Raw genomic sequence first — 21,604 nt, 5'->3', positions numbered from 1 at the left:
ACTTTTGCTAAATTAGGCGTTTCCAAGATCAACCTGGAAACGCCCAAACAACCTTTAAAACTGACCGAAATTACTGGGCTTATCGAGTTCTAACTTAGTAATACCTTTAACGAATGCTACCTGTTGATTTGTGATTTTATCAAAAATTGAAGTACCGCCAAATACATCTTGAAGACCTAATATTAAAGGATCGTATCTCAAACCACCTGCACAACCAAGCACATCTTCACCAATTTTAAAATCCTCAATGGTGTCTTTGCCCTGACCTCTAACAAGGACAAAACTATCTTTACCAATACCGCCATTAAGGATATCATTGCCGGTACCGCCCCAGATTTCATCATTGCCATCTCCACCCCAGATGCTATCATTTCCGTCTTCACCATAAAGGTAGTCATTACCACCGTTACCGTAGATTAAATCATTGCCCAAACCACCATAAATAGTGTCACTCATGGTGAAATTAACACCATAAGTGGGTATAGTTTCTAAATCGCCGTAAAGGGTATCATTACCATTACCGCCGAAAATGCGATCGCTACCCAATCCACCATAAACGATGTCGTCACTATCTAATGCTGAGATGCGATCGCTCCCATCAGTTCCTGTAGTACTTACACCTGAAGTTACCTTCATCGAGTTAGTAGCTGTGGGATTAACGGTAATTGTGAAAGTTTGCGGGGCTGAGGTATCGACACCACCATTATCAGTACCGCCGTTATCCTGAACTTGGACTTCAATTGTCGCTGTTTTGCTAGCCGTAATTCCACTTTTTGCTGTGTAAGTTAAGTCACCTGCTGAGTTAATTGTTGGTGTAGCTTCAAAGATGTCAGCGTTGACGTTGTTGACAACCTTAACTATGTACCCCGCGACACTTTGTGTTTCGTTGGCAGCACCAGCATAAAAGCCGCTTGCGCTTGCCCAACCTGCGATAGTTTGTGTCACACCTGTTTTGACGCTTTGGTTGCCACCGATAGTGAAAGTGGGGCGATCGTTAACAGAATTGATGTTTAACGTGATGGTTTGGCTGCTATTAACTTTACCATCACTTACGCTATAGCTAAAAGTACCTGCACTGCCGTTAGCATCGGCAACGGGACGGAATACCAATCCTGGTAGTTGAGCAGCGTTGAGTGACTGATTATTGTTAACTTGTGTTACGCCATCTGCTAGGTAAACCTTACCCTTGATAGCATCAGGCAGTCCAGTAATAGTAATGGTAAGAGTGTCGCCATCAACATCCGTGGGTGCGGTAATGTTTAGTGGTGTATTGCTGGCATCCTCATTCAGGGTAATGCTTTTGCTTGCTTGCACTACGGGGGCGTCGTTTACAGGGTTAACGATGATTGAAACTGTTTTTGGGCTGCCTGGAGTTATGCCATCGGTAGCACTAACCGAGAGAGTATCGTTACCGAAGAAGTCTTGATTACCTTTATAGGTTAGTCCGTTACTAGCAGCCAAGGTATTATTAATTTGGCTGAGAGTACCACTAAGAATTACTTCTCCAGTACCATTGTTATTTACAGAGGTAACACCGCCGGAAATACCAGTACTTACCGTTAATTTTCCACTGTTAACTTTCAGGGTAGCGGTGACACTTCCAGAGTCAACATCATTAATGCTGACACCTTGAACGACTAAATCCGTGTCTTCATTTACTGATAAATTAGAACTCGAACCTGTATTAACTGATATCACACCTAATTTAAAATTAGCGCTAGAGGTTGGGGTTCCATCGCCAAAGAATAAGAAATTAGATGTTTGATAAGGATTTGAGGGAAGGTAAGCTGGTGTTGCAAAGCTCGTATAGTCCCGCAAATTGCCAGACAAAATTGCTGTTTGATAATCATCCCGAAAAAGGCTGTAGGTATTACCAAATATTTTCAGTTCATAGTTCTTAAAAGTTTTAGTAGTAAAACCCGATATTGTTGTCCCCTCACCGTGAGTGAAGAGGGTTTGAGTTAAATCTGTAGATGTAGGTTCAGCAGCACCATCATTTTGCGCCCAGATTTCATTAGTCCAGAAACCTAGTTCAATGCCTTTTTTGTCGTTTCCGATAACAGTAACGCTGAAACCTGCTCTATCTGCTTTTCCATCGCCATTTTTATCAGCACCAGTACCAGAATGGTCTTCAGAAACAATTTCAGTACCGAATTTAATGCTATATCCCACGTTTCGGTCAAGGATAGGCATTAATTCGGCTTTTGCCGCATAACCTACATAATCGCTGATAGAAGTAGTTAATTGATTCCCGGTTGGAGTTGAACCTGTCGGTAAATAGGGAAGAGCTTGATATATAAATCCTTGGGTGTCAGGTGTAGTTGTGCTAATACCATTGTAAAGTTGGAATGATGCACCAAAAACACCAATAATAGGAGCATCATTAACTGCTGTCAGACTAATCGTTTTAGTTACTGGAGTGCTAGTTAAACCTGTATCGTCAGTCAGTCGGAAACGTACCGTGCGATCGCCTGCCAGTGGATTATCTGAGATATTGTTATAGAAGATGTTACTTATCAAAGTCTGCACTCTCGCAGGAGTTGCATTGGCATTGAAGGTAACTTCTAACGGTCTACCATTCATTCCTCCTGTGAAAGTGCCTATTTGTGTACCCGCTATGATAATCTGGTTAAGACCAGGAATATCGACACCAGCAATAAAAGTTGGATAATTATTGACAATTAACAGGATGTCATTTGTATTAGCACCACTAGTGAAATCGACAACAAGCTTACCGCCATTAAAGTTAGCTGAGTCAGAATCAGTAACAGTGATTGCATTATCAATCCCAACAAAACCAGCGTTTTCGTTGTAGGACAAAGCTGACGTTGATGAACTGAGTGTAGGTGTAGGCTGTGCTGTCTTATTCCGTGGGTTAGGCACTCCCACAATAAAATCAGTTGAGTTTTTATCTGTGTCTGAGTTTCCTCCTGTTCTTACTATGGAGGTAATGTTACTAGGAGCAGGTGCTGCAACGTTTTCATAAGCATTCGCAGTAGTACCGTAACCAACAAAATCAACAATGTTAGGATCGGTCGGATTCGCATCTGTGAAACTAGAAGTTGTAAGAGCAGTGGTGCTTTTAACGAGCGCAATCTTACCTTTTGTGGTATTTATGTCAGTCGTGCCTACTTTATCTGCTGTGGGCAAAATGGCTCCATTTGCCCCACCTGCTAGTTGAATGAGATAGTAACTTCCCGGAGCAATAGTGCCAAAAAGATTCGTTCGTGTCCAGCTTGTACCAGTATCGGAGGCGTATTGCACTGACCACGTTGATACATCTACAGCAGTCGTCCCACGATTAAACAGTTCAATAAAATCATTTTTGTAAGTTGCTCCAGAGTTGCCACCGCCACCGTAAACTTGGCTAATTACAATGTTGCTACTAGGGAGGATACCGTTGTAACTTTCTAAGACCGATGCTTGAAACGCCAAGGGTGACTCAATCTTCCCCGTCTTCACTTCCAAATCCCAATCACCACCAAGCGCAGCACTCCCCGTCAAGTCATCCGACGCCGCTACATCTGCACCCGTTAGCTGACTCAACTGCTGCACAAAGCCTAAACCCGTCTTTCCCGCAGCCACATCGCAACCATAAAGCAATATGTCAGCGTCATCTGTCAGGAAATTTGCCCACTGTTGCAACTGACTTTTATAAATATCCAAATTACCCGAATTCAGTTGTTTTGACCCCAACTGCAAACTTCCCTCGCTGCCGTGGGAAACTATATGAACAGCCTTGTATTTACCACCTTGCAAATTCTCAGTAATTTGTGATACCCCGTCTTTCATCCGGTCTAGTATCACGACTTTTGTATCTGGATTGATACCAGCTATTAGACTCTCGTAATCTTCTACAGTGGGATCAATAAAGATAATTTCTCTTTCTTTTTGCAAAACAGATTTTACTAAAGAGTTGTTTGATTGCAGTGTCATAATTGTTTAAATCGATTTAGTTAAGAAATTTTCTATCTAACATTAGACTTCTTGCAAAAGTATTTTTTTTAATTTTAAGCCCGCCTGCGCGGGCTTTGTTTGTAGAGCCGGCGGCTTATAGGCTGAGGGCGTTTACCGATTTTTGCAAGAGGTCTTTTGTTGATGTCTACAAATAATGGCTATAATCAAATATTGAAATATATAAAAGTGATTTTTTAATAAGAATCAAAATATAATTAATAGCCATTAGCTAATAATTATCAACCTCAGAGATAAATCACTGCCTCAGTAGTTACACTATGTTTGTTCTAAAGAGTTTGTGGAGCGATTTTGAATTATTTGATGAATTTCAGCAGCTTTTTATTTAATAACGTAAAAATAATTTAACCTTTATTGTGAATTGCAAAATTAAAAAATATAATATTTTTTACGTATTTATACTGAGAAAACAAGGTTTAAATAAAAATTTGAGATTTGTAGTGGGCACTTTAGTGCCCAAAAAAAGCGTTAAAACGCTTACTACGAACGTTTAGGATGTGCTAGTTGCATAAGTTATAAACAAGAGCATAAAATTTAGAAACCCGACTTCTTTAATAAATCGGGTTTCTGGGCATCGTGAATTTTTACAAATTATAGATGATTGACGTAGATAGCCTGTGAATAAAAATCCGTCAATTTACTCAACACAAAGCTTGTAAATTGAAGTTAACCTATAACGGTTGATATGTTGTCCGCGTATACATGGATAGTCAAGCATGATTCGTCACTTGCTAATTAGTTCAGCTTTCATACTCGCAAGTACTGTTACCTTCGCCGCTAGCGCCAGTGCTGAGGAACCTGCTGTTATGGCTAGCGGTACAGTAGCAACTAGCTGTTATTTGAGTAAGCTTAATGATGGATGGTTAGGTGTTAATTCTACTTCAAATCCTACTGTCCTTAGCAGTAGTGTAAGTGGTGGAACACCCGCCAAAGTTAAAATAGACTGTGATGGTGATGCCAAACTTACTATTTCTGAGCCTAAACAAACAAAATTTCTTAGTGGAACAACCGAATTTTTACCTGAAAATTTAACTGCAACAGCCAGCAATACCGCTTTAGGTTTAAGTGTTAATTCCAAATCTAAGCCAACTGGCGATATCTTTGCGAATGCAGATGGAGAGGCAATAGGTACAATTGAAGTAAACATGGAAGCAAAAAATGGCACTCAAAATATTTTACCTGGAGAGTACGAATTTACAGTCATCCTCACTTCTACTCCTTAATAAGGGATAACTAAATTGAGTTTAAATATATTAGTGCATCATCAACATATTTAGTAAGCTTTATGTATGGTGCAAATTATCGGAAATAATTTAAATATTTAAAAGATAAACAGAGTTGTTACTTAACACCAAATGATTAAAAAAATCTTATTATTTTCACTTATAATTCTAACTGCTAATTTAACTCTCATAAAAAACGCAGCTTCCGAACCATCAAATATATGTACTTTCTCTCAAGCTACTCCCGGTCAGTTAGTTACTGAAGGTAGTACTCCGCCAAAGAAATTAGTTACTTTCGCATCTGCTGGTGGTTCTCCGACTAAAATTGATGCTACTTGTAGCCAATCGGCAAATATAAGTGTATCTGCACCAATTCAAGTTGCAGGACCCGAATTCACCCCGGTATCTGCTGTTGCTACTGTGACAATTCCTTCTGGAAGCTCGACTAAAAATGGTGATGCTCCCTTAGCTTTACCTGCGGGAACCACTCCTTTAACGATTGATTTTGCTATAGATAGAGGTCGTTCTCTGCGAGCCGGTAACTATAGCTATACTGTGAAATTTACGGTTGTGCCGTAATTTGGTAGTATAGATTTGTTGCAAAAATCGATATGGAGAATTGGGAGCAAGGCGATCGCCTTAACCAATCCCTGTCACTCGATTAGTATTAAAATTAAAATGGGCTATCAGTGCTGCAAGTCACAACAGCAGCGTTAATTTTTTTCCTATTATTCTATGTCCAATGCAAACACCGTCACCGTCAAGTTATTCGCTGTTTATCAAGAAGCTTATAAAGTTCCAGAACTGATGCTGGAATTACCTGATGGTACAACAGTAGCAGGAGTATGCGATCGCCTAATTGCCGAACACCCCGAACTTGCTCAATTCAGAGAAATCACCCGCTTTGGGGTGAATCTGCAATTCGTCGAACCAGATACCATTCTCCAAGATGGTGATGAAGTCGTCTTAATTCCCCCAGTTAGCGGAGGGTGATAGGATTTTGGAGCCAAGGATTTTGGATTTTGGATTCAATCTAAAATCCAAAATCTAAAATCTAAAATTGACTTTACTTCACCTTGACCCGGAAGCGAATGAAACCGTATGCAGGTTTATTCGGTTCAGGCAAGGTTGTTGAACCAGTTACAACATTAACTAGTACTACTCCTGTTTTATTAGCAGCGGGTTGAAGTTGTGTTGGGGGAGTGACGTTGTTGGCAATGTCAGCTTTGTTACAAGCACCTGGAGCGATTGTATTAGGTGGGATGTATTCAGCGCGATCGCTATCGTTGATATTTGTTAAATTAGTTGATGTGGAGTTAATCTCCAAAGCAATACCAGAACCTGCTGCGAAGGCATTCTCAACAAAGCTGCTATTAGCTGGTATCAAGTCACAAATACTAACGTTTTTGATGGGAACATTGCCACTAGAGAGAAAATAAATCGTATATTCTAACTCATCTCCTGGTTTGACAGTGCTGGCATTAATCAATCCGCGCAAGTAGCCAGCAGTCCATTTTGGATCGCTATCATCAGTTGCATAAGGTTCTGGTACATAGTTAGAAGCATTAGTAGGAACATCACTACGACCATCCACAATATCAGTTACGTCTTGGTTGTTGATGCGGGTAATGCGTTTCACCAGTAATAACTTTGCTTTTGCTGGTTTTAGGTCAACACCCACTGCACCCGGTTCCGCAGGTACGAGGGGTTGATCGTTATCGGTACGGGTTCCCACATAAGCGAAAGAGTTCCAAGCGTCCGTATTTATTGTGGCATCAATTGGAACTCGCATCAGCCAGGTGAGGGATAAACTTTCCTGTGGTTTGAGGATGATGGTACCCAAATCAAACTTCAGCGCTTGCACTTTTGTGATGTCAGTCGGGGGAGTCAGTGACCAGTCATTAACACAACCCACAGGACCCGAAGACACCACCTCCGGACGGCAGGGATTAGTTGCAGTGCTATAATATACTTTAATGCGAGAATCGCTGACTGTAAGTGCATTGACGAGATTCGGACGCCACTGGGAATTACGAGAAATTGAGGGATTAGCGACTTGAGTATCACCGATGAAAGGTAAAATATCCACGACGGTGATATTTTTGATTGGCACGTTTCCAGGATTGGTAATGGTCAGTTTGTAATCAGTTCGTCCCCCTACTACAGAGTTTCCTCTAGTTGGATACCCCACATAATCATTATCTAACTCACCCCTGACTAATTTTTGTGAAGTCAAAGCCGCTTGGGAACTGACAGTTACCGAAGTATTAGCTGTACACAAAGTATCGTTGGTGCTACCATCGTTATCTAAATCCAGTGTATCTAAGCTTGTACCAGGACTTTTGTTATCAGAACACACAAACGGTGAACTGTTGGATGTTATCGCTACCGTGTTGGTGTAATTCGTAGGCGCTGTGCCTGGTTTGACTTTCGCTTTGAAGTAGATGTATGATGATAATTTATTACCATCGCCAGGAAAGCTGAAAGAAGAAGCTCCAGTAAATTTCCAACGCAATAGGGTACGACCAGTATTTTTGTAGTTGGGGATTTCTTCAAATTCTGGTGTCGGTGCGTTAGCATTTTCCTTCTTATCAAATGACCAACTTCCAGGAACATAATCAAACTCAGGTGGTAGCAAATCGGCAATAATTGGGTCAGTTAATGCACCACCGCTGCTAGAAGTATTGCGTACTTCTAGGCGAAAGCGAACATTGCCATTAGGTAGATAAGGTGCAGGTGTGCCTGTTGTAGAATTGGTATCAATCCTTTTTCCTGGGTCAATGATGGCGCGGGGGTCAATAATTGTTACTGTTGTACAAGAAGATTTTGGTGCGGGTGTTGTACCAGCATAAGTTCGGCTGAGGTCTGCACAGTTTTTGAAGGTTTGACCGTCAGTGAGGTTACTATTAATAATTGCGGTGATTTTGGGCGTGGTTGAGGGGCTAAAACCGATAGGAACGCTACCGTAATCATATTGAATTGCCGTGATATATTCATTTGCTGCCAGTGGCAAATCACTGACATTTAAGGTTTGGTTGATAGCAGGATTAAAGGGACTTCCAGACCAATTAGTAAAGTTACTCTTGAGATTAGTTTTATAACGAATAATTAGATTAGAAGGCGGATTATTATAAATTCCGGTGGTGATACTTGATACTGTGACTTGTGAGGGAATGTTATCTGTAATAACGAAGCTATCTAAGGGAACGTTACCTATGTTTTTCGCCGACAAAGTATAATTTACAGTTTGTCCGATCGCATAATTTGCACCACCACCCTTACTTATATTGCTATCGGGTGAGGGTTTTGTAAAGCCATGACTAATATTAGCCGTGTCTATGAATTTAGATGAGTTTTCCCCCACCGACTGACCGTAACCTTCAACAATGTTCTTTATAGTGCTAGCAGTGGTAAAGCTAGAGGAAGGATATTTAACGGTTACAGTGCGATTATATTCTTTGTTGCCATTTTCTACTTTTAAATCGCCCATTGCCCAAGTAACAGTATTGCTTGCAGCATCGTACACACCATTATCGCTAGCAGAAACGAATACCGCTCCTGACGGTAGCTTGTCTACCAATTGGGCATTGTTGAGGTTAAGTCCGCCAATGTCACTGCCAGTAGGATTTTTAAATCTTACCGTGTAAGTTACATTTTGATCTAGCGTTGGTGTGGTACTGAGTGGGGGTTTTTCTACGGTAAACTTGTTTTCTGCGGTTGCAATCACAGATACGGTGCTACTTGTTGCTGATGAGCCATTACTAATATTGATGTTGGCTTTATTTTCAGCAACGGTATTGTTAGGAGTAGTACCAGCGGGGAATTTGACTTTCACAGTGATTTCACTCGTATCACCCGCTGCAATTGGCTGTGTGAATGTGATGGTAAGTCTACGATTATTTGAATTGTATTTAACGTCTGCTGGGTTTATACCTAATATAGTACTGACATACTGCACTTGTGATGGTAGCACGTCGGTAATTACAGCGTTTTGGCAACTAGGACCAGCGCTGATACAACTATATTTAAGTGAGTAATCGAAAGTTTGCCCAGACGGTACAGTGTTGACGTTAGCATTTTTACTAATAGAAACGGTTTGCGCTTTTGCGGGAGTTGTCAGTAATGCTTGCAATAGAGACATCGCGATCGCGGATGTTGCTATCAGTTGCCAGGGTACACTTTTACGGATATTTAATTTAGCAGGTTTATTCATCTTTGTTTTATTAGTTACAACATAATAAAAAGGCGATCGCTTTTAAGTTCCCCATACTTTGTTTAGGTTTCCCGAAATCAAAGAAAATCTTTCTTGTAAAGCGATTAATTCTCAGGACTTACGCACAAGTCACGCATGGGACGAACCGCAGAGAAGCCAGCGCGTTGCGGGGGTGGAGGAGTTTGTAGCGACTGGCGCGACGCAGAGTACACAGAGGAATAAGAGGAGCGAGAGGTCTAACAGCGTAAGTCCTAATTCTTTAGCTTTGAATTACGCAGTTGTTTCACCACAGATTCCTGTTGCTGAGGTGGCACCACTTTTTGCAACCCAAAACCGTCAAATAATTCGTTCAGTTTCAGCGTCAAACCTAAATAAGGTCCCCCGGCAGAACGCGTCCCGGAAAAATCTCGGTCATCGATATTACCAAAAACGTATCCAGCAGAAAGCCGCAAATTAGGTGTGAGATAATAACCTGTCTCTAAAAGAAAACCTGTTTCTGTGTAGTTAGATTGACCTATCCAGCGAGCTTCACCCACTAAATCCATGCTGTATCCCAAGCGATAGGTAGCCCGGAATTGTGCTAGATTTACTGTGCTAGTTCCCACCAAATCGTTAGCTAAATAAGAAGTACTATTACGCAAAGCATACTTCCCATAAAATTCCCATTGCCAATTCGGTGCGTAGATACCTTCCAAAGCAAAGGTATGGTCTTGAGAACCCGTACCACTACCCAAAAGGATAGTGTCAGGAATTACCGCTGGATTTTCGCGATATTCATAACGCAATAAGGCGTTAAATTTATCGTTGTTCGGGTCGCGGTAAGCTAAACCCATCCGCAGATTTACTGTATCTCCCAATCCTCGTACAGACGCGAAATTTCGCGTCTGTACATTAGAAGAATTCGCTTGTTGATAGCGCAGCAAAGCTGTGAGAGCAGGCGAAATTTTACCCGCAGCACCTGCGGAAATTACGGTATTAGAACCACTTGAGGATGTACGATGTTCGTAACGAGCGCTTGCCTGAAACTGCGGATTATCAGTATATTCCAAACCGACGCTGTAACTATCACCTCCGTTAAAGCCAATCGAAGAAGCTGATTGACCTGCGGTGAAAGGTTGAGCAAATTGGGAACCTGCCGCAGTTCGTCCAAAGAAACCGCCAAATACATGTTCGTAAGCTAGATTTAGATGCAATCCAGAAGCTACAGTCCAACGGTTATTTAGTCCGATCGCTCCTTGAGTTGTCAGTTCATTCGCACCACCTAAAATTGAATAACGACCGGTAATCGTCGTATCTCTACCAAGTTTGTGTTCGCCATTAATACTCAAGCTGGTAATCGAGTTACCATCAAACTGTCCGCGAGTGTAGAACTGTTGAGCCAGACTAACATTAATACCGGGAATCGCTGCCCAATTCAACCCTAAAATAGTTCGGTCTGGATAAACGCTATCGGTATCAGAACTGAGAGTAAGCTCATTTTGTGCCTGGAAGGTGAGATTTTTTGCAAGAGGATATGAAAGACGCGATCGCAACTGGTCAGAATTACTATCCAATCCACTTCCACTAATCCGGTCTTGTCTATCGCGATGAATCCAATCTACACCTAAAGTCGCTTTACCTAAACGTTGTTGAATTCCCGCAGAAATCGTCGAGAGGGAATTATCAACTTTACTACCAGGAATCGCTTGAGAACGGGGTGTAAACAGTTCCTCAAAGGTATTCAGCGGTTGAGGTGCAATTCCAAAGTTGTCTTCATGGTCATATTGCACCCGTAAATTTGTAGTAGAGGTAAGTTTACCTGTAAGCTGCGCTCCATAGCGAGTTTGACCGGGAACAAAGCTGATGGTAGCGTTATTCGCAAAACCAGCATCGGCAAAGCGATAATAAGCACGACCTTGCAAAGCGTTTGTAATGTTTGCTTCAGCTTCTAAACGGTAAGCGTCACCGCTAACCATTCCCATCACATCTGACTCATTTTGAGAATGAGCATATTCAGCGATGAACTTAGCTTGAGAACCCAGAGAAATCATCGCATCCGCACCGTAAAGTTGAAAATCACGCAATCCGTGATTTTCTTGTAAGTAAGTTGCTGCTAACCAACTTTGCGAATTGAGGGTGCGAGAAAAATTATATTGCAGACGACCTGCATAAATATTGCTGTTTGAGTCTTTGCTGTCGTATTGATAAGTAGCAACAATTCGTCTTACCAACACTTGTCCTTGGTCATCAACATCAGTCCGCAGGACAGGTTGACGAAATAATAAAGTACCGCGATCGTAGTCGATTTCATAGTCTGGTCCCCGGTTAAGTTGTTTGCGTTGAAGTACAGTACCGGGACGATTCAGTTCTTCTAACTCGATAAAGACATTTTCGCTACCAGGGATGAGAATGCGACGAGAAAGGAAGTAATAGCCGCTTGTACCATCAGGAGCAACAGTATCTCGTTGAAAACCTTCTAAATTGTTTCCGTAGAAACCCGTAAATTGCAGGTTTCCTAAATTGTAGTTTGCTTTAAAGCCGTGGAGTTGACGAGTAATCGCTGTGAATTGCTGCGATCGCTGTGCAAACTCCTCGGTGTTGTAGTCACCCCACATGGCATAATCGGGGCTAGCCTTGCCAGTGGAGCGCTCGAAGCGCAGATATACGCTGTCAATCGAAGGAGCGATCGCATCAACTGTAGAACTATCACCGTAAACTGGATAATTTTGCTCGCTGAATTGGTAAGTTTTAAACAGACGATTATCACAATTGCAGTCTTCATTCAGAGGGCGATCGCTATTGTACGCACCTGTAAACAACCAATCCCCAACTGCACCAGTAGCAAATACCGCTGAGTGAAAATCTAATTGCGTTCTTTTATCGTTATCCGGGGGAAGGAAATCACGCAATTTACCGTAATAATCTGTACCTCTAGCACCTAAACGCACATCCACCACCCCACTAACAAGACTGGGACGCAACGCCGTTGCAAATTGCACTTGGGTAAAAGCTTCCAAATCATTCGCTGTGGCTCGAATTCGCACAGTTTGCGCCTTCAAATCAGAACGCAGATTAGCAGTGAATTCTCCTTTTTTCGCTTGTACCTGAAATCCGGGTTGGTCAGGTTTCAAGTCTGCGCCGACAAACTCCCCAGCCGAAGGTATCAAAGTGATAACAGCATCACGGTTAGAGCGATTGCCATTTTCATCGACTAGTTGACCCTTGACTTTTGCTATGGAACGTGCATCAGCTGGTATACGGGCTTCCACAGTTTCCACTGTCAACCGCTTCGGCGCTCCCCGGACTACCACCCGCGTTATTACTGGTGTACTTCCGGCAACTTGTACAGATATAATATTTTCGCCTTCTTTTAAGGAGACACCGTACCATATCTGCGTTGTTAAGTTAGTTTTGGAATCGGTTTCTGTGCGTCCAATTAAGGATTTATCTACGAGTTGTCCGTTTACCTGTAGTTCTACCTGGCTGAGAGCAGGAAATTGCAAAATTACTGTAGTTGCTGGATCGTCGGCTATGGTGTCAGGGGTAGGGGAGAGGATTTGAACCGCAGAGGGAGGAGTGGGGGAGGGGGAGATGGGGGGAGTGGGGGGAGTGGGGGGAGTTAGCTGTTCTTTATTAATGGGGGGAGTTTCGGTTTGTGCTGTTGCGATGGTTGGATGTAAAATTGTGCTGACGACAGCTACTGTAGCGCCGATGAGGAAATGGAAATAATCGCATTGTAAATTTTGAATTTTGAATTTTGAATTTTGAATTTTATATTGCAGTCTGCGTTTCATTTTTTAGCTTCCTCCCGAAAGGATGGGGTGACTGCGAAGTTCAGACGTACCAAGCCACCTGGTTCTAATCGCACTAACCGAGATTGGCTATTACGTTCGCGGAATTTTAAGTTAGGAGCCAAGCTGTAACCGGGAAGGCTGCTAAGATCCAATACACCTGTATGATTTCCCGGTAACACGTTAGCGACGGAGAATAAACCGTTAGGGTCAGTAGTTATACGGTTGCCATCTTCCATAAAAATCACTGCATTGGGAACTCCCGGTTCACCAGGTTGCTGTTCCCCGTCAAAGTTCTTATCGACAAATACGCGACCGATGATGGTACCGCAATCCGAGACGATTCCCGGTCGAATTTTCAACTGATGAGTTGCCGGACCATCTTTAACAGCGAAATTGTTGTCAGCGCGTTGCATATTGGCGATCGCACTATTTTTTCCTGAACCCCGCACCGCATCTGTGGTAAGTTGGACAGCATAAGCTATATTCAGCACTTTTCCAGTTGGGATAATTGCCTCTGTGCGTAATGTCACAGTTGAGCCATTACGTGAGGTAGTAATAGCTACTGGTTGACCGTCAAGTTCTCCGCGCACAGATTTGTCTAAAAAGTTGAATCCTAAAGGTAAGTTGTCAGTAACTATCGTATTTTTCAAATTAATATCAGATACATTTTTTACCGAAAGCCGATAAATGACTGTATCTCCAGGTTCAGCAGTAGCGCGATCGCCTGTTTTAATAATCTGCACCTGATTCGGTTGACACAAACCAGTCTGAAATTGAAAGGCAAATAAATTCAGTCCTATTGTTTCTGCATTAGGGATGAAAGCAACCGTATCTGTAAAGCTAGTATCCCCTGTAGTACTAATTGGCTGACCATCCAAAGAAGTAGCAGAATATCGGATAATATCATTGGAATTATCAAGAATTGTAATTTTAATTCGCCGCTGACTATAAATAGAATTCGCCGGCGGATTAACTACTAAAATGTAAGTTTTACCAGGTATAGCTTGACCTTTATTTGAATCTAATAAAAAGTTATAAGTACCTCGCGGTTCCTGATTATCTAAAACGTAGGGATTCTTATTATTAATATTTGGTTTTAATCCGCCCGGAATATTATTCTTAGGAATATCAGGTAACTCTGTTGTTGTCAGTGAAAGCAGTCTTCCCAATTCTATTTGCGTTGGATCGTTAGAATTCGGCTCATACAACCCAACAGAAAAACCTGTATAATCCAGGAGAATCTGTCCACCACAGCCTAAAATTCTACCTAATGGGTCAAGTAATCTTGAACTAGCACTCAACTGACTAGTAGTTCCTTGAAATGTATTATTATCTGAATCTGTATAAGTATATGTAGCTTGATTTGTAATAGGTAGAAGCGCAGCTTTATTATCAACTTGTTGCGCTTTTGTTGGTAGATAACTTTGTAAGACGCTTCCCAGCAAAATGGTTGCTGTTAACCTTCGCAACCAGTTATTACTAGATGCCGTCTGCCGTTTTTTTCGCAAACGAATCACTTAATCTTTCTCCTATCAGATACCCTGAAAATTAATAGTGGGAGATATAGAAATTTCCCCCCTGTCCCCCCTGTCCCCCTTGTCCCCCTTGTCCCCCTGCCCCCTGCCCCCTGCCCCCTGTCCCCCTCTCCCCCTTCCCCTATCGCACCTGCACTTCATAAGTCCCCTTAACGATCGCTTTCGCCGGCACAGATGCGTTAAAATTCATCCGAATATGGGTGTAAGCTGTTGCTGGTGCAGGTTTGGTTTCTACTTTGCCGTTGGGAAGTTTGACTTGTATGGTAGGATTTTCCACAAAGGTGCGTGCAGAATCAATGCTGTAGGTAATCTTGGCATTACTGGTAGCGGTAGCAGATTTCAGCACATACTGCATTCCTTTGGGAATTGGCTGATTAAGAGTGAGATTTTTAACTGCGCGATCGCTTTTATTTTCTCCAGCAACGGTATAACGCAGCACATCTCCTGGTTGCACCACAGCTTGACCTTGCAATGCTTGCCAAGTTACTTTTTCTTGCTTGAGAATTTTCTTTTCTGCTTCCAGACGCAATTGTAATTGCCCTTGATTTTTGGTATTTTGAGCGATGGCTTCGCCCATATCCCACATACTTGGGATACCTGGAATTGCACCGATGAATGGTATTGTTAAAAGAGCGATCGCGCCGATACTTGCAATAGAAACACGCTTCATTTTATTAACCTTTTCATTTTTAGTTTTCTCTGGTTCCCAGTCTCAGACTGGAAACCAGAGTAATCAAGACTTATAACTCAGACGGAGAATTTGGCTCTTTTGGTTTGTACACCTTGCGTTGAAATGTGAACGTTCCTTCGTCACCCGGTTTAACTTGGTCTGTTACCTTGTCTACATACTTAGTAACACCTGGAACTTCTGGATCTACAGTTGTTGCAGTTGCTCCAACGTAATATTCAATACTGCCTTTAGTATCGATAGCTTGACCTGAAACATGAGTGGTGTCTAGATTTTTGTCGCCATCGTTATCCTTTGCCCAGTTATTCGTACCCCCTGTACCGTCTTCAGTAATTTCAACATTTTTCGCATTTAAAAGCACATTGCCATTTCCGTCACCTTCATTTTGAGAAATATTCTTGTACCTAATTTGGTACTCAATAATGTTTCCTGGAGCCGGTGTTCTGACGACATCACCAACGCTAGGATTCGGATCTATATTATTGACAGCTGGTGTTGACTCAAAGTCACCCTGATTTGCACCAACAGGTGGACCATCTGCTTGTAAAACTCGCGACAGTTTCACCATTTTCAAGAAACCCGTGTAAACTCGGTCAATAGTGATATTTCTTGGTTCTGTGATGCCTAAACCAGGAGTTGCATCATCAACAAAAGCAGCGATCGCAACTGGGAAACCTGTGCCTGTATCTGTGGATAACGCAGTGTCCTGCGGTAAATCAACTTTAACGGTGTAGGTAACTTCTTTACCCGCTGCCACATCCTTAATAGTGATGTAATCAGATTTGGAAGTAATAACGTTACCACCTATCGTAAAATTAGTGCCATCCCAGGTATAAACCTTATCAACGCCACCGTAAGAAATAGTAACTGTTGTATCTTTGGGCAAACCTGCGGATAAGGTAGGAAGCAGCGAGATGTCGTTTGTGAGAGTACTGGTATTTTTTACCGTGTTCTCAAAAGTGACAAAATCCGGGTCAAATTTACTTCCGGGTGCAGACTTATCTGCTGGTACTTTCGTAGACTTGTTGGTAAAGTCACTGTTTGTATAATCACCCTTGTCATCAGCAGTAGGACCTTTAGCTTCTGGGGCATCTTTGGGTCCATTCTTTACTGTTGCCTCATTAGAAGTTACGAACCGATTCGGTTCACCACCTGGACCTTTACCGCTGTTGTTATTATCTTTATCAGTGTCACTTTCGGGTAAGCTTCCAGGATTGTCAATATAACCGCTTTCTACAGTAGGATTGTTATCAGGAATCTTATCGCCATTGGCATCTGTTGCACCGGGCGGTAAACTGCCATCATCGCCGTAGTTGCTGGGTCTGTCATCACCAGATTCATCGTAAACTAAAGTAGTGCCATCTTTGGTTTGACCAAATATTTGAGCGATGTTCTCTACTGTCACTGATGCTTTGCTGACATCAGATTTAACTTTTATCTTGATCGGAAATTTGATTTCCGGTGCGTTCGGTTCAATAGAAGTAAACGCTGTTGGATCGTTGACGAAACCAATCCTTTTGACTTTACTTAAATCAGTCGCTGCTGTGAATGTTTTCCATTGTTCAGTATTAGCGTTAGTTGTCACCGCATCTTCTGTATAAACTGCTATCCAATTAGTTGGAGGTGTGGGTACAGATGCAAGTTCTGTGTCTTTAGGAATAGCATCAGAAACTAAGATGCGGATGGTATCGGGAGTTCCATTTAAATTAATCTTTGTTCCTACCAATGTCCCCGGAATAATATTATTTTTTGTGGTATCTGTTCCCTCTACTTTCAGAGTCAGGTCATAAGTAAAAGAATCATCATTAATTTTGGCTGTACCAGCATTCTCATAGTTAGTTTTCGTCTTAAAAATTGTCGCTAAAGCATATTTTTTCGCCTTTACCGTTGCAGTCTGAAAAGCACCAGCCTCACGCACACCGTTAGCCGGGTTGCCATCAATGTCACCATTTGTTGTGCCAATGTTATCTACGGTGTAAACGTCACCAGGATTCTCATTAGGTGTATCCCGTTGTTGGTTCTGTAATAGCAGTTCAGTATTATTAGGGTCAACAGCCGTGTTACCAAGAGTAACGGTAACTTTATCATCAGCTTGAGCATCATTCTTGACGGTCACATTAACGCGGACAAAAATAGATTTACCAGCATCAATTGAAGGTGTATCTTGGTCATTAATTGGTATCCAGTCAGTACCATTTAAGCTGTATTCAAGTGAATCAACAGTACCGTTAGTGATACCCACGTTGGTTTTATCAGGAATGTGGAACTTAGTAGGATCGTTTCCAACGTTTTTTATCTCAAATTTGAATTTAAGTTTATCACCCGGTTCTACTTCATCGCCGTTATCATCTTCATAATTCTGCTTTGTAATGGTAATACCAGCAACTTCTGCAATTTTGACAGTAACTGTATTAGAAGTAGCGTTAAGGTCGTTACCACTATCATCTTTGTAAGTTGCTGTAGCGGTGTTGCTAATATCTTGACCAGCCGCTGTACCATCAGCTAATGCAGGTGCGACTAATTGAAAAATTCCGTTGGCTAATAATAACGTTGTTATTAAAGAGCGATATAATTTTGATTGTTTATTCTTCACTTTGCTGGGACATTTCATAGAACATGTTAATTTCTGGCATCAATTAATAATGTTTTTTCCAAGCAGAATTTAACTCAACAATTTATGCAAGAATTGCTAAGTCAAATTAGCCCAAAACTTCAAGCTTTGGGCGTTCAGATTTGACAAGTCAACCTGTTAAACTATTGGTCTGAAAAATTTAAAACAAATATTTTCTCTTCGATTTATCCTGCTTTGGAGGGATTGACTAAAAACTCTAACTTTTTAGACAACGCAAAATCTACTGTGTAAATAAGGAAATATATTTATATTAAAAATATTAATCAGTATATAAAAATACCGTAATTTTAGCCTAGCCGAAAGTTAGATAATTTTCTATCACCTTATTTAAAGGTAAATGAAGAGAAATTTTCACTCACAACACTTACGCATTTCACTGTAATTATTTGATTGCTTTATTTTCGCTTTTCGATCGCCTGACTTACTATCACTCATCGGCAAATCAATCCCGACAAAATTTGTCGGGTATGTTTGACTCGTATTTTGGCTCGTGGTAGCATCAACCAAAGTTGACCCAGACACAGGGAAGTTGTTTTATGACTCAAGCGATCGCACACTCAAACCAAACCAGCACACCCATCTTGGAAGCCCTTAAGTGTAAGGAATGTGGCGCAGAATATGAACTTAAAGCCAGCCATGTTTGTGAGTTGTGCTTTGGTCCTTTGGAAGTCAAATACAATTACAGCAACCTGCGTCTTTCGGTCAGCCGTGAAAAAATTCAAGCAGGACCAAATTCGATTTGGCGTTATCGTCAGTTTCTACCCGTCGCTACAGATAATGTTATAGATGTGGGAACTGGTATGACTCCCTTGGTGCGTTCCCACCGCTTGGCGCGTCGCTTAGGTTTAAATAAACTATATATAAAGAATGATGCCGTCAACATGCCCACCCTTAGCTTCAAAGATCGGGTGGTGTCAGTTGCTCTTTCTCGTGCGCGTGAATTGGGTTTCACAACAGTTTCTTGTGCTAGCACCGGCAACTTAGCAAATTCTACCGCAGCGATCGCCGCTCACGCCGGTTTAGATTGTTGCGTATTCATCCCCGCCGATTTAGAAGCTGGTAAAATCCTCGGTAGTTTGATTTACAGTCCTACCCTCATGGCTGTTAAAGGCAATTACGATCAAGTTAATCGCCTCTGTTGTGAAGTTGCCAATACACAAGGCTGGGGTTTTGTCAATATTAATTTGCGTCCTTACTACTCGGAAGGTTCCAAGACGTTAGCTTATGAAGTTGCTGAACAACTCGGATGGGAATTACCCGACCATATCGTTGCTCCCCTCGCTTCTGGTTCGTTGTTCACAAAAATTTACAAAGGTTTCCAAGAATTTACAGAAGTCGGTTTAGTTGAAGGTAAAAACGTGCGTTTTAGTGGGGCACAAGCCGATGGATGTTCACCAATTGCGGAAGCATTTCGTGAAGGACGCGACTTTATCAAGCCAGTGAAACCGAATACAATAGCAAAATCGATTGCGATCGGCAACCCCGCAGATGGCATTTACGCAGTGGAGATAGCGAAGAAAACAAATGGTAACATTGAGTCAGTCAATGATGCAGAAATCATTGAAGGCATGAAGCTCTTGGCGGAAACCGAAGGCATCTTCACCGAAACCGCAGGAGGTACAACCGTTGCCGTACTGAAAAAATTGGTAGAAGCTGGCAAGATAGATCCAGATGAAACTACCGTGGTTTACATTACTGGCAATGGTTTGAAAACCCAAGAAGCAGTTCAAGGTTACGTTGGTGAACCCTTGACAATTGATGCCAAACTCGATAGTTTTGAACGCGCACTAGAGCGATCGCGTACACTCGACCGCCTAGAATGGCAACAAGTCCTCGTTTAGTTAGGAGTTAGGAGTTAGTAGTTAGTGGTTAGTAGTTAGTGGTTAGTAGTTAGTAGTTAGTAGTTATGAATTTTGCAACTATCAACCATCAACTATCAATCATCAACCATCAACGCTCCAACTATCAACTAACACCTAACAACTATCAACTATCAACTATCAACTATCAACTATCAACTCACTATGTCAGTAAAAGTTTTAGTTCCTACTCCTCTTCAGAAATTCACCAATAACCAAGCTACTCTAGAATGTAGCGGCAGCAACATTGCTCAACTGTTCGACTCATTAGAGCAAAGCTGTCCTGGTATCAAGTCGCGGTTGTGCGATGATGCCGGACAACCACGGCGATTTTTGAATTTGTACGTCAATAGCGAAGACATTCGCTTTTTAGAAGGGACAGATACACCCCTCAAAGATGGCGATGAAGTAAGTATCGTTCCCGCTGTGGCTGGTGGTTGATCTCTCATTTTCTCGTTCCCAGGTTCCACCTGGGAATGTGCTAAGAGAGGGCTGCTGCCTCTTATTAAAGGTGATAGCCTTGCAAAATACGTTTTACCAGTTTCTTTACCCACTGCTTGGTGTCGTTTACTGAACCAGCTTTGAAACTTCAACTTATATTGCAGCATTTCAACTCAATTACAGTTTGGACTAGGTTGGTTGTTCACCAAGTCTGCAAACTGCTCATACCAAGGAGGTAAATTAATGTGGGTTGCACCTGTTGCCTGTTGAGCCGACGAGTAGTACCAGAAACCGCCATTTTGCTGGAAGATTGTTCTACGGTTGAAAGCATCTTGAGCCGATGACGCCGCCTGGTTGGCTGGATCTCCTTGAACTGCCAGCCAACGTGAAGATTTTATGCCAGGATAAGATGGAAGCGTCTGATTATATTGATTTTCCACACTAACTATATCAGCATAATTAAACACCGAAGCGGGCGGGGATGCAATACCAGGATTAAAAATGGCAAGGTTTGTTGCTCCGAATTGTCGCACCTTTTGAGCGCGAGCAGCATTCCAGCTTGCTTTTGTTACATCAGTTTCGTCAAAGAAGACCCCATCATAACCAGCCTCCATTGCTGTAGTAATTTTGGCATCAACATCATTGCTTGCTGCATTGCCGTAGTTCAAAGGAATATATTGGATAGCATTACCATTGTTCTGATTGACATACTCAGGTATATCCGGTCGATTTTGAAGTCCATTGCCAAAAATGACAAAATCTGGCTGTTTGCTCATAATAGTCTGGAGAGTTGGATCTTGTGACGCGGGCGTATTAATATACCCGTAGTAAAGCACAAACAACCCATTGCCATCAGGACAAGTTTCGGTAGATAAAGCATATTTAGGTTGCCATATCATGATAATCGCAATGGCAAAGGCAGTAGCAATAGCAACTAATTGAAGCAGTTTGCGTTTTTTCATTTGTAGAAAAAGAGCTGACTCTAGGTTCAAAAACCTACTAAATTTAGGTAATTGATGTTAATCATGGTTTTTACCACATAAGCAAATTCATGTCAATGCGTAAGTTCTATTTTCTTATAATATTCATTTCGCAATTCAATAATTAAATAATTTGTCTTTTTATTGACGTACCAAAATTGTTTGCCCCTGTCTGTGTAATAAGTCCCCGCTTTAACAACTCCAGGAATCAAGCTTCCCTTAGCACGAAGTTCTTGACAATTACTTTGGGGTTCGGCTGTCGTAAATTGTTGAATATGGGTTAAT

General features: G+C 41.8%; 12 protein-coding genes. 5 read left to right on the top strand and 7 right to left on the bottom strand.

Annotated features, from left to right (window positions below):
- Positions 1–54: 54 nt before the first annotated feature.
- Positions 55–3,936, bottom strand: coding sequence for a DUF4347 domain-containing protein (locus tag PI95_RS11425; protein WP_039739582.1), 3,882 nt, complete (start codon positions 3,934–3,936; stop codon positions 55–57).
- A gap of 755 nt (positions 3,937–4,691) precedes the next feature.
- Between PI95_RS11425 and PI95_RS11420 the strand changes: the two genes are divergently transcribed.
- From PI95_RS11420 to moaD, 3 genes are all read left to right on the top strand, one after another.
- Positions 4,692–5,198: a hypothetical protein gene (locus PI95_RS11420; RefSeq protein ID WP_039739585.1), complete on the top strand. Its 507-nt coding sequence runs from the start codon at positions 4,692–4,694 to the stop codon at positions 5,196–5,198.
- Positions 5,199–5,330: 132 nt separating this feature from the next.
- A complete protein-coding gene (locus PI95_RS11415; protein ID WP_039739588.1) occupies positions 5,331–5,777 on the top strand; it encodes a hypothetical protein in 447 nt (148 codons plus the stop codon).
- A 156-nt stretch (positions 5,778–5,933) separates the two neighbouring features.
- A complete protein-coding gene (gene moaD, locus PI95_RS11410) occupies positions 5,934–6,191 on the top strand; it encodes a molybdopterin converting factor subunit 1 (protein ID WP_039739590.1) in 258 nt (85 codons plus the stop codon).
- Between the two features lie 73 nt (positions 6,192–6,264).
- Here the strand turns inward: moaD and PI95_RS11405 are convergent, their stop codons facing one another.
- The 5 genes from PI95_RS11405 to PI95_RS11385 form a co-directional block, all read right to left on the bottom strand.
- Entirely contained in the window at positions 6,265–9,411 is a 3,147-nt protein-coding gene (locus PI95_RS11405; protein ID WP_039739593.1) for a DUF11 domain-containing protein, read from the bottom strand.
- 251 nt (positions 9,412–9,662) lie between these two features.
- Positions 9,663–13,184: a TonB-dependent receptor gene (locus PI95_RS11400; protein ID WP_236117029.1), complete on the bottom strand. Its 3,522-nt coding sequence runs from the start codon at positions 13,182–13,184 to the stop codon at positions 9,663–9,665.
- Positions 13,181–14,701: a DUF11 domain-containing protein gene (locus tag PI95_RS11395; RefSeq protein ID WP_163518805.1), complete on the bottom strand. Its 1,521-nt coding sequence runs from the start codon at positions 14,699–14,701 to the stop codon at positions 13,181–13,183. The genes PI95_RS11400 and PI95_RS11395 overlap by 4 nt, the downstream gene beginning before the upstream one ends.
- Before the next feature lie 139 nt (positions 14,702–14,840).
- Entirely contained in the window at positions 14,841–15,389 is a 549-nt protein-coding gene (locus PI95_RS11390; RefSeq protein WP_039739596.1) for a DUF11 domain-containing protein, read from the bottom strand.
- A gap of 70 nt (positions 15,390–15,459) precedes the next feature.
- The gene (locus PI95_RS11385) at positions 15,460–18,000 is read right to left on the bottom strand and encodes a DUF7925 domain-containing protein (protein WP_336507202.1); all 2,541 of its coding nucleotides are present in this window, start codon (positions 17,998–18,000) and stop codon (positions 15,460–15,462) included.
- Positions 18,001–18,575: 575 nt separating this feature from the next.
- Here PI95_RS11385 and thrC point away from each other — a divergent pair.
- Positions 18,576–19,880, top strand: a complete 1,305-nt coding sequence (thrC, locus tag PI95_RS11380; RefSeq protein WP_039739599.1) for a threonine synthase — start codon at positions 18,576–18,578, stop codon at positions 19,878–19,880.
- Positions 19,881–20,063: 183 nt separating this feature from the next.
- Complete coding sequence (locus PI95_RS11375; protein ID WP_039739601.1) at positions 20,064–20,339, top strand: MoaD/ThiS family protein; 276 nt, start codon at positions 20,064–20,066, stop codon at positions 20,337–20,339.
- Between the two features lie 173 nt (positions 20,340–20,512).
- On the opposite strand, the gene PI95_RS11370 is transcribed toward PI95_RS11375, so the two are convergent.
- Entirely contained in the window at positions 20,513–21,301 is a 789-nt protein-coding gene (locus PI95_RS11370; RefSeq protein WP_039739604.1) for a spherulation-specific family 4 protein, read from the bottom strand.
- Positions 21,302–21,604 lie beyond the last annotated feature (303 nt).

It is taken from the genome of Hassallia byssoidea VB512170, assembly GCF_000817785.2.
Taxonomy (GTDB): Bacteria; Cyanobacteriota; Cyanobacteriia; order Cyanobacteriales; family Nostocaceae; genus Hassallia; species Hassallia carrinoi.
The sequence above is the reverse complement of the archived record's forward strand: the minus strand, read 5'-3'. Positions and strand labels throughout refer to the sequence as shown.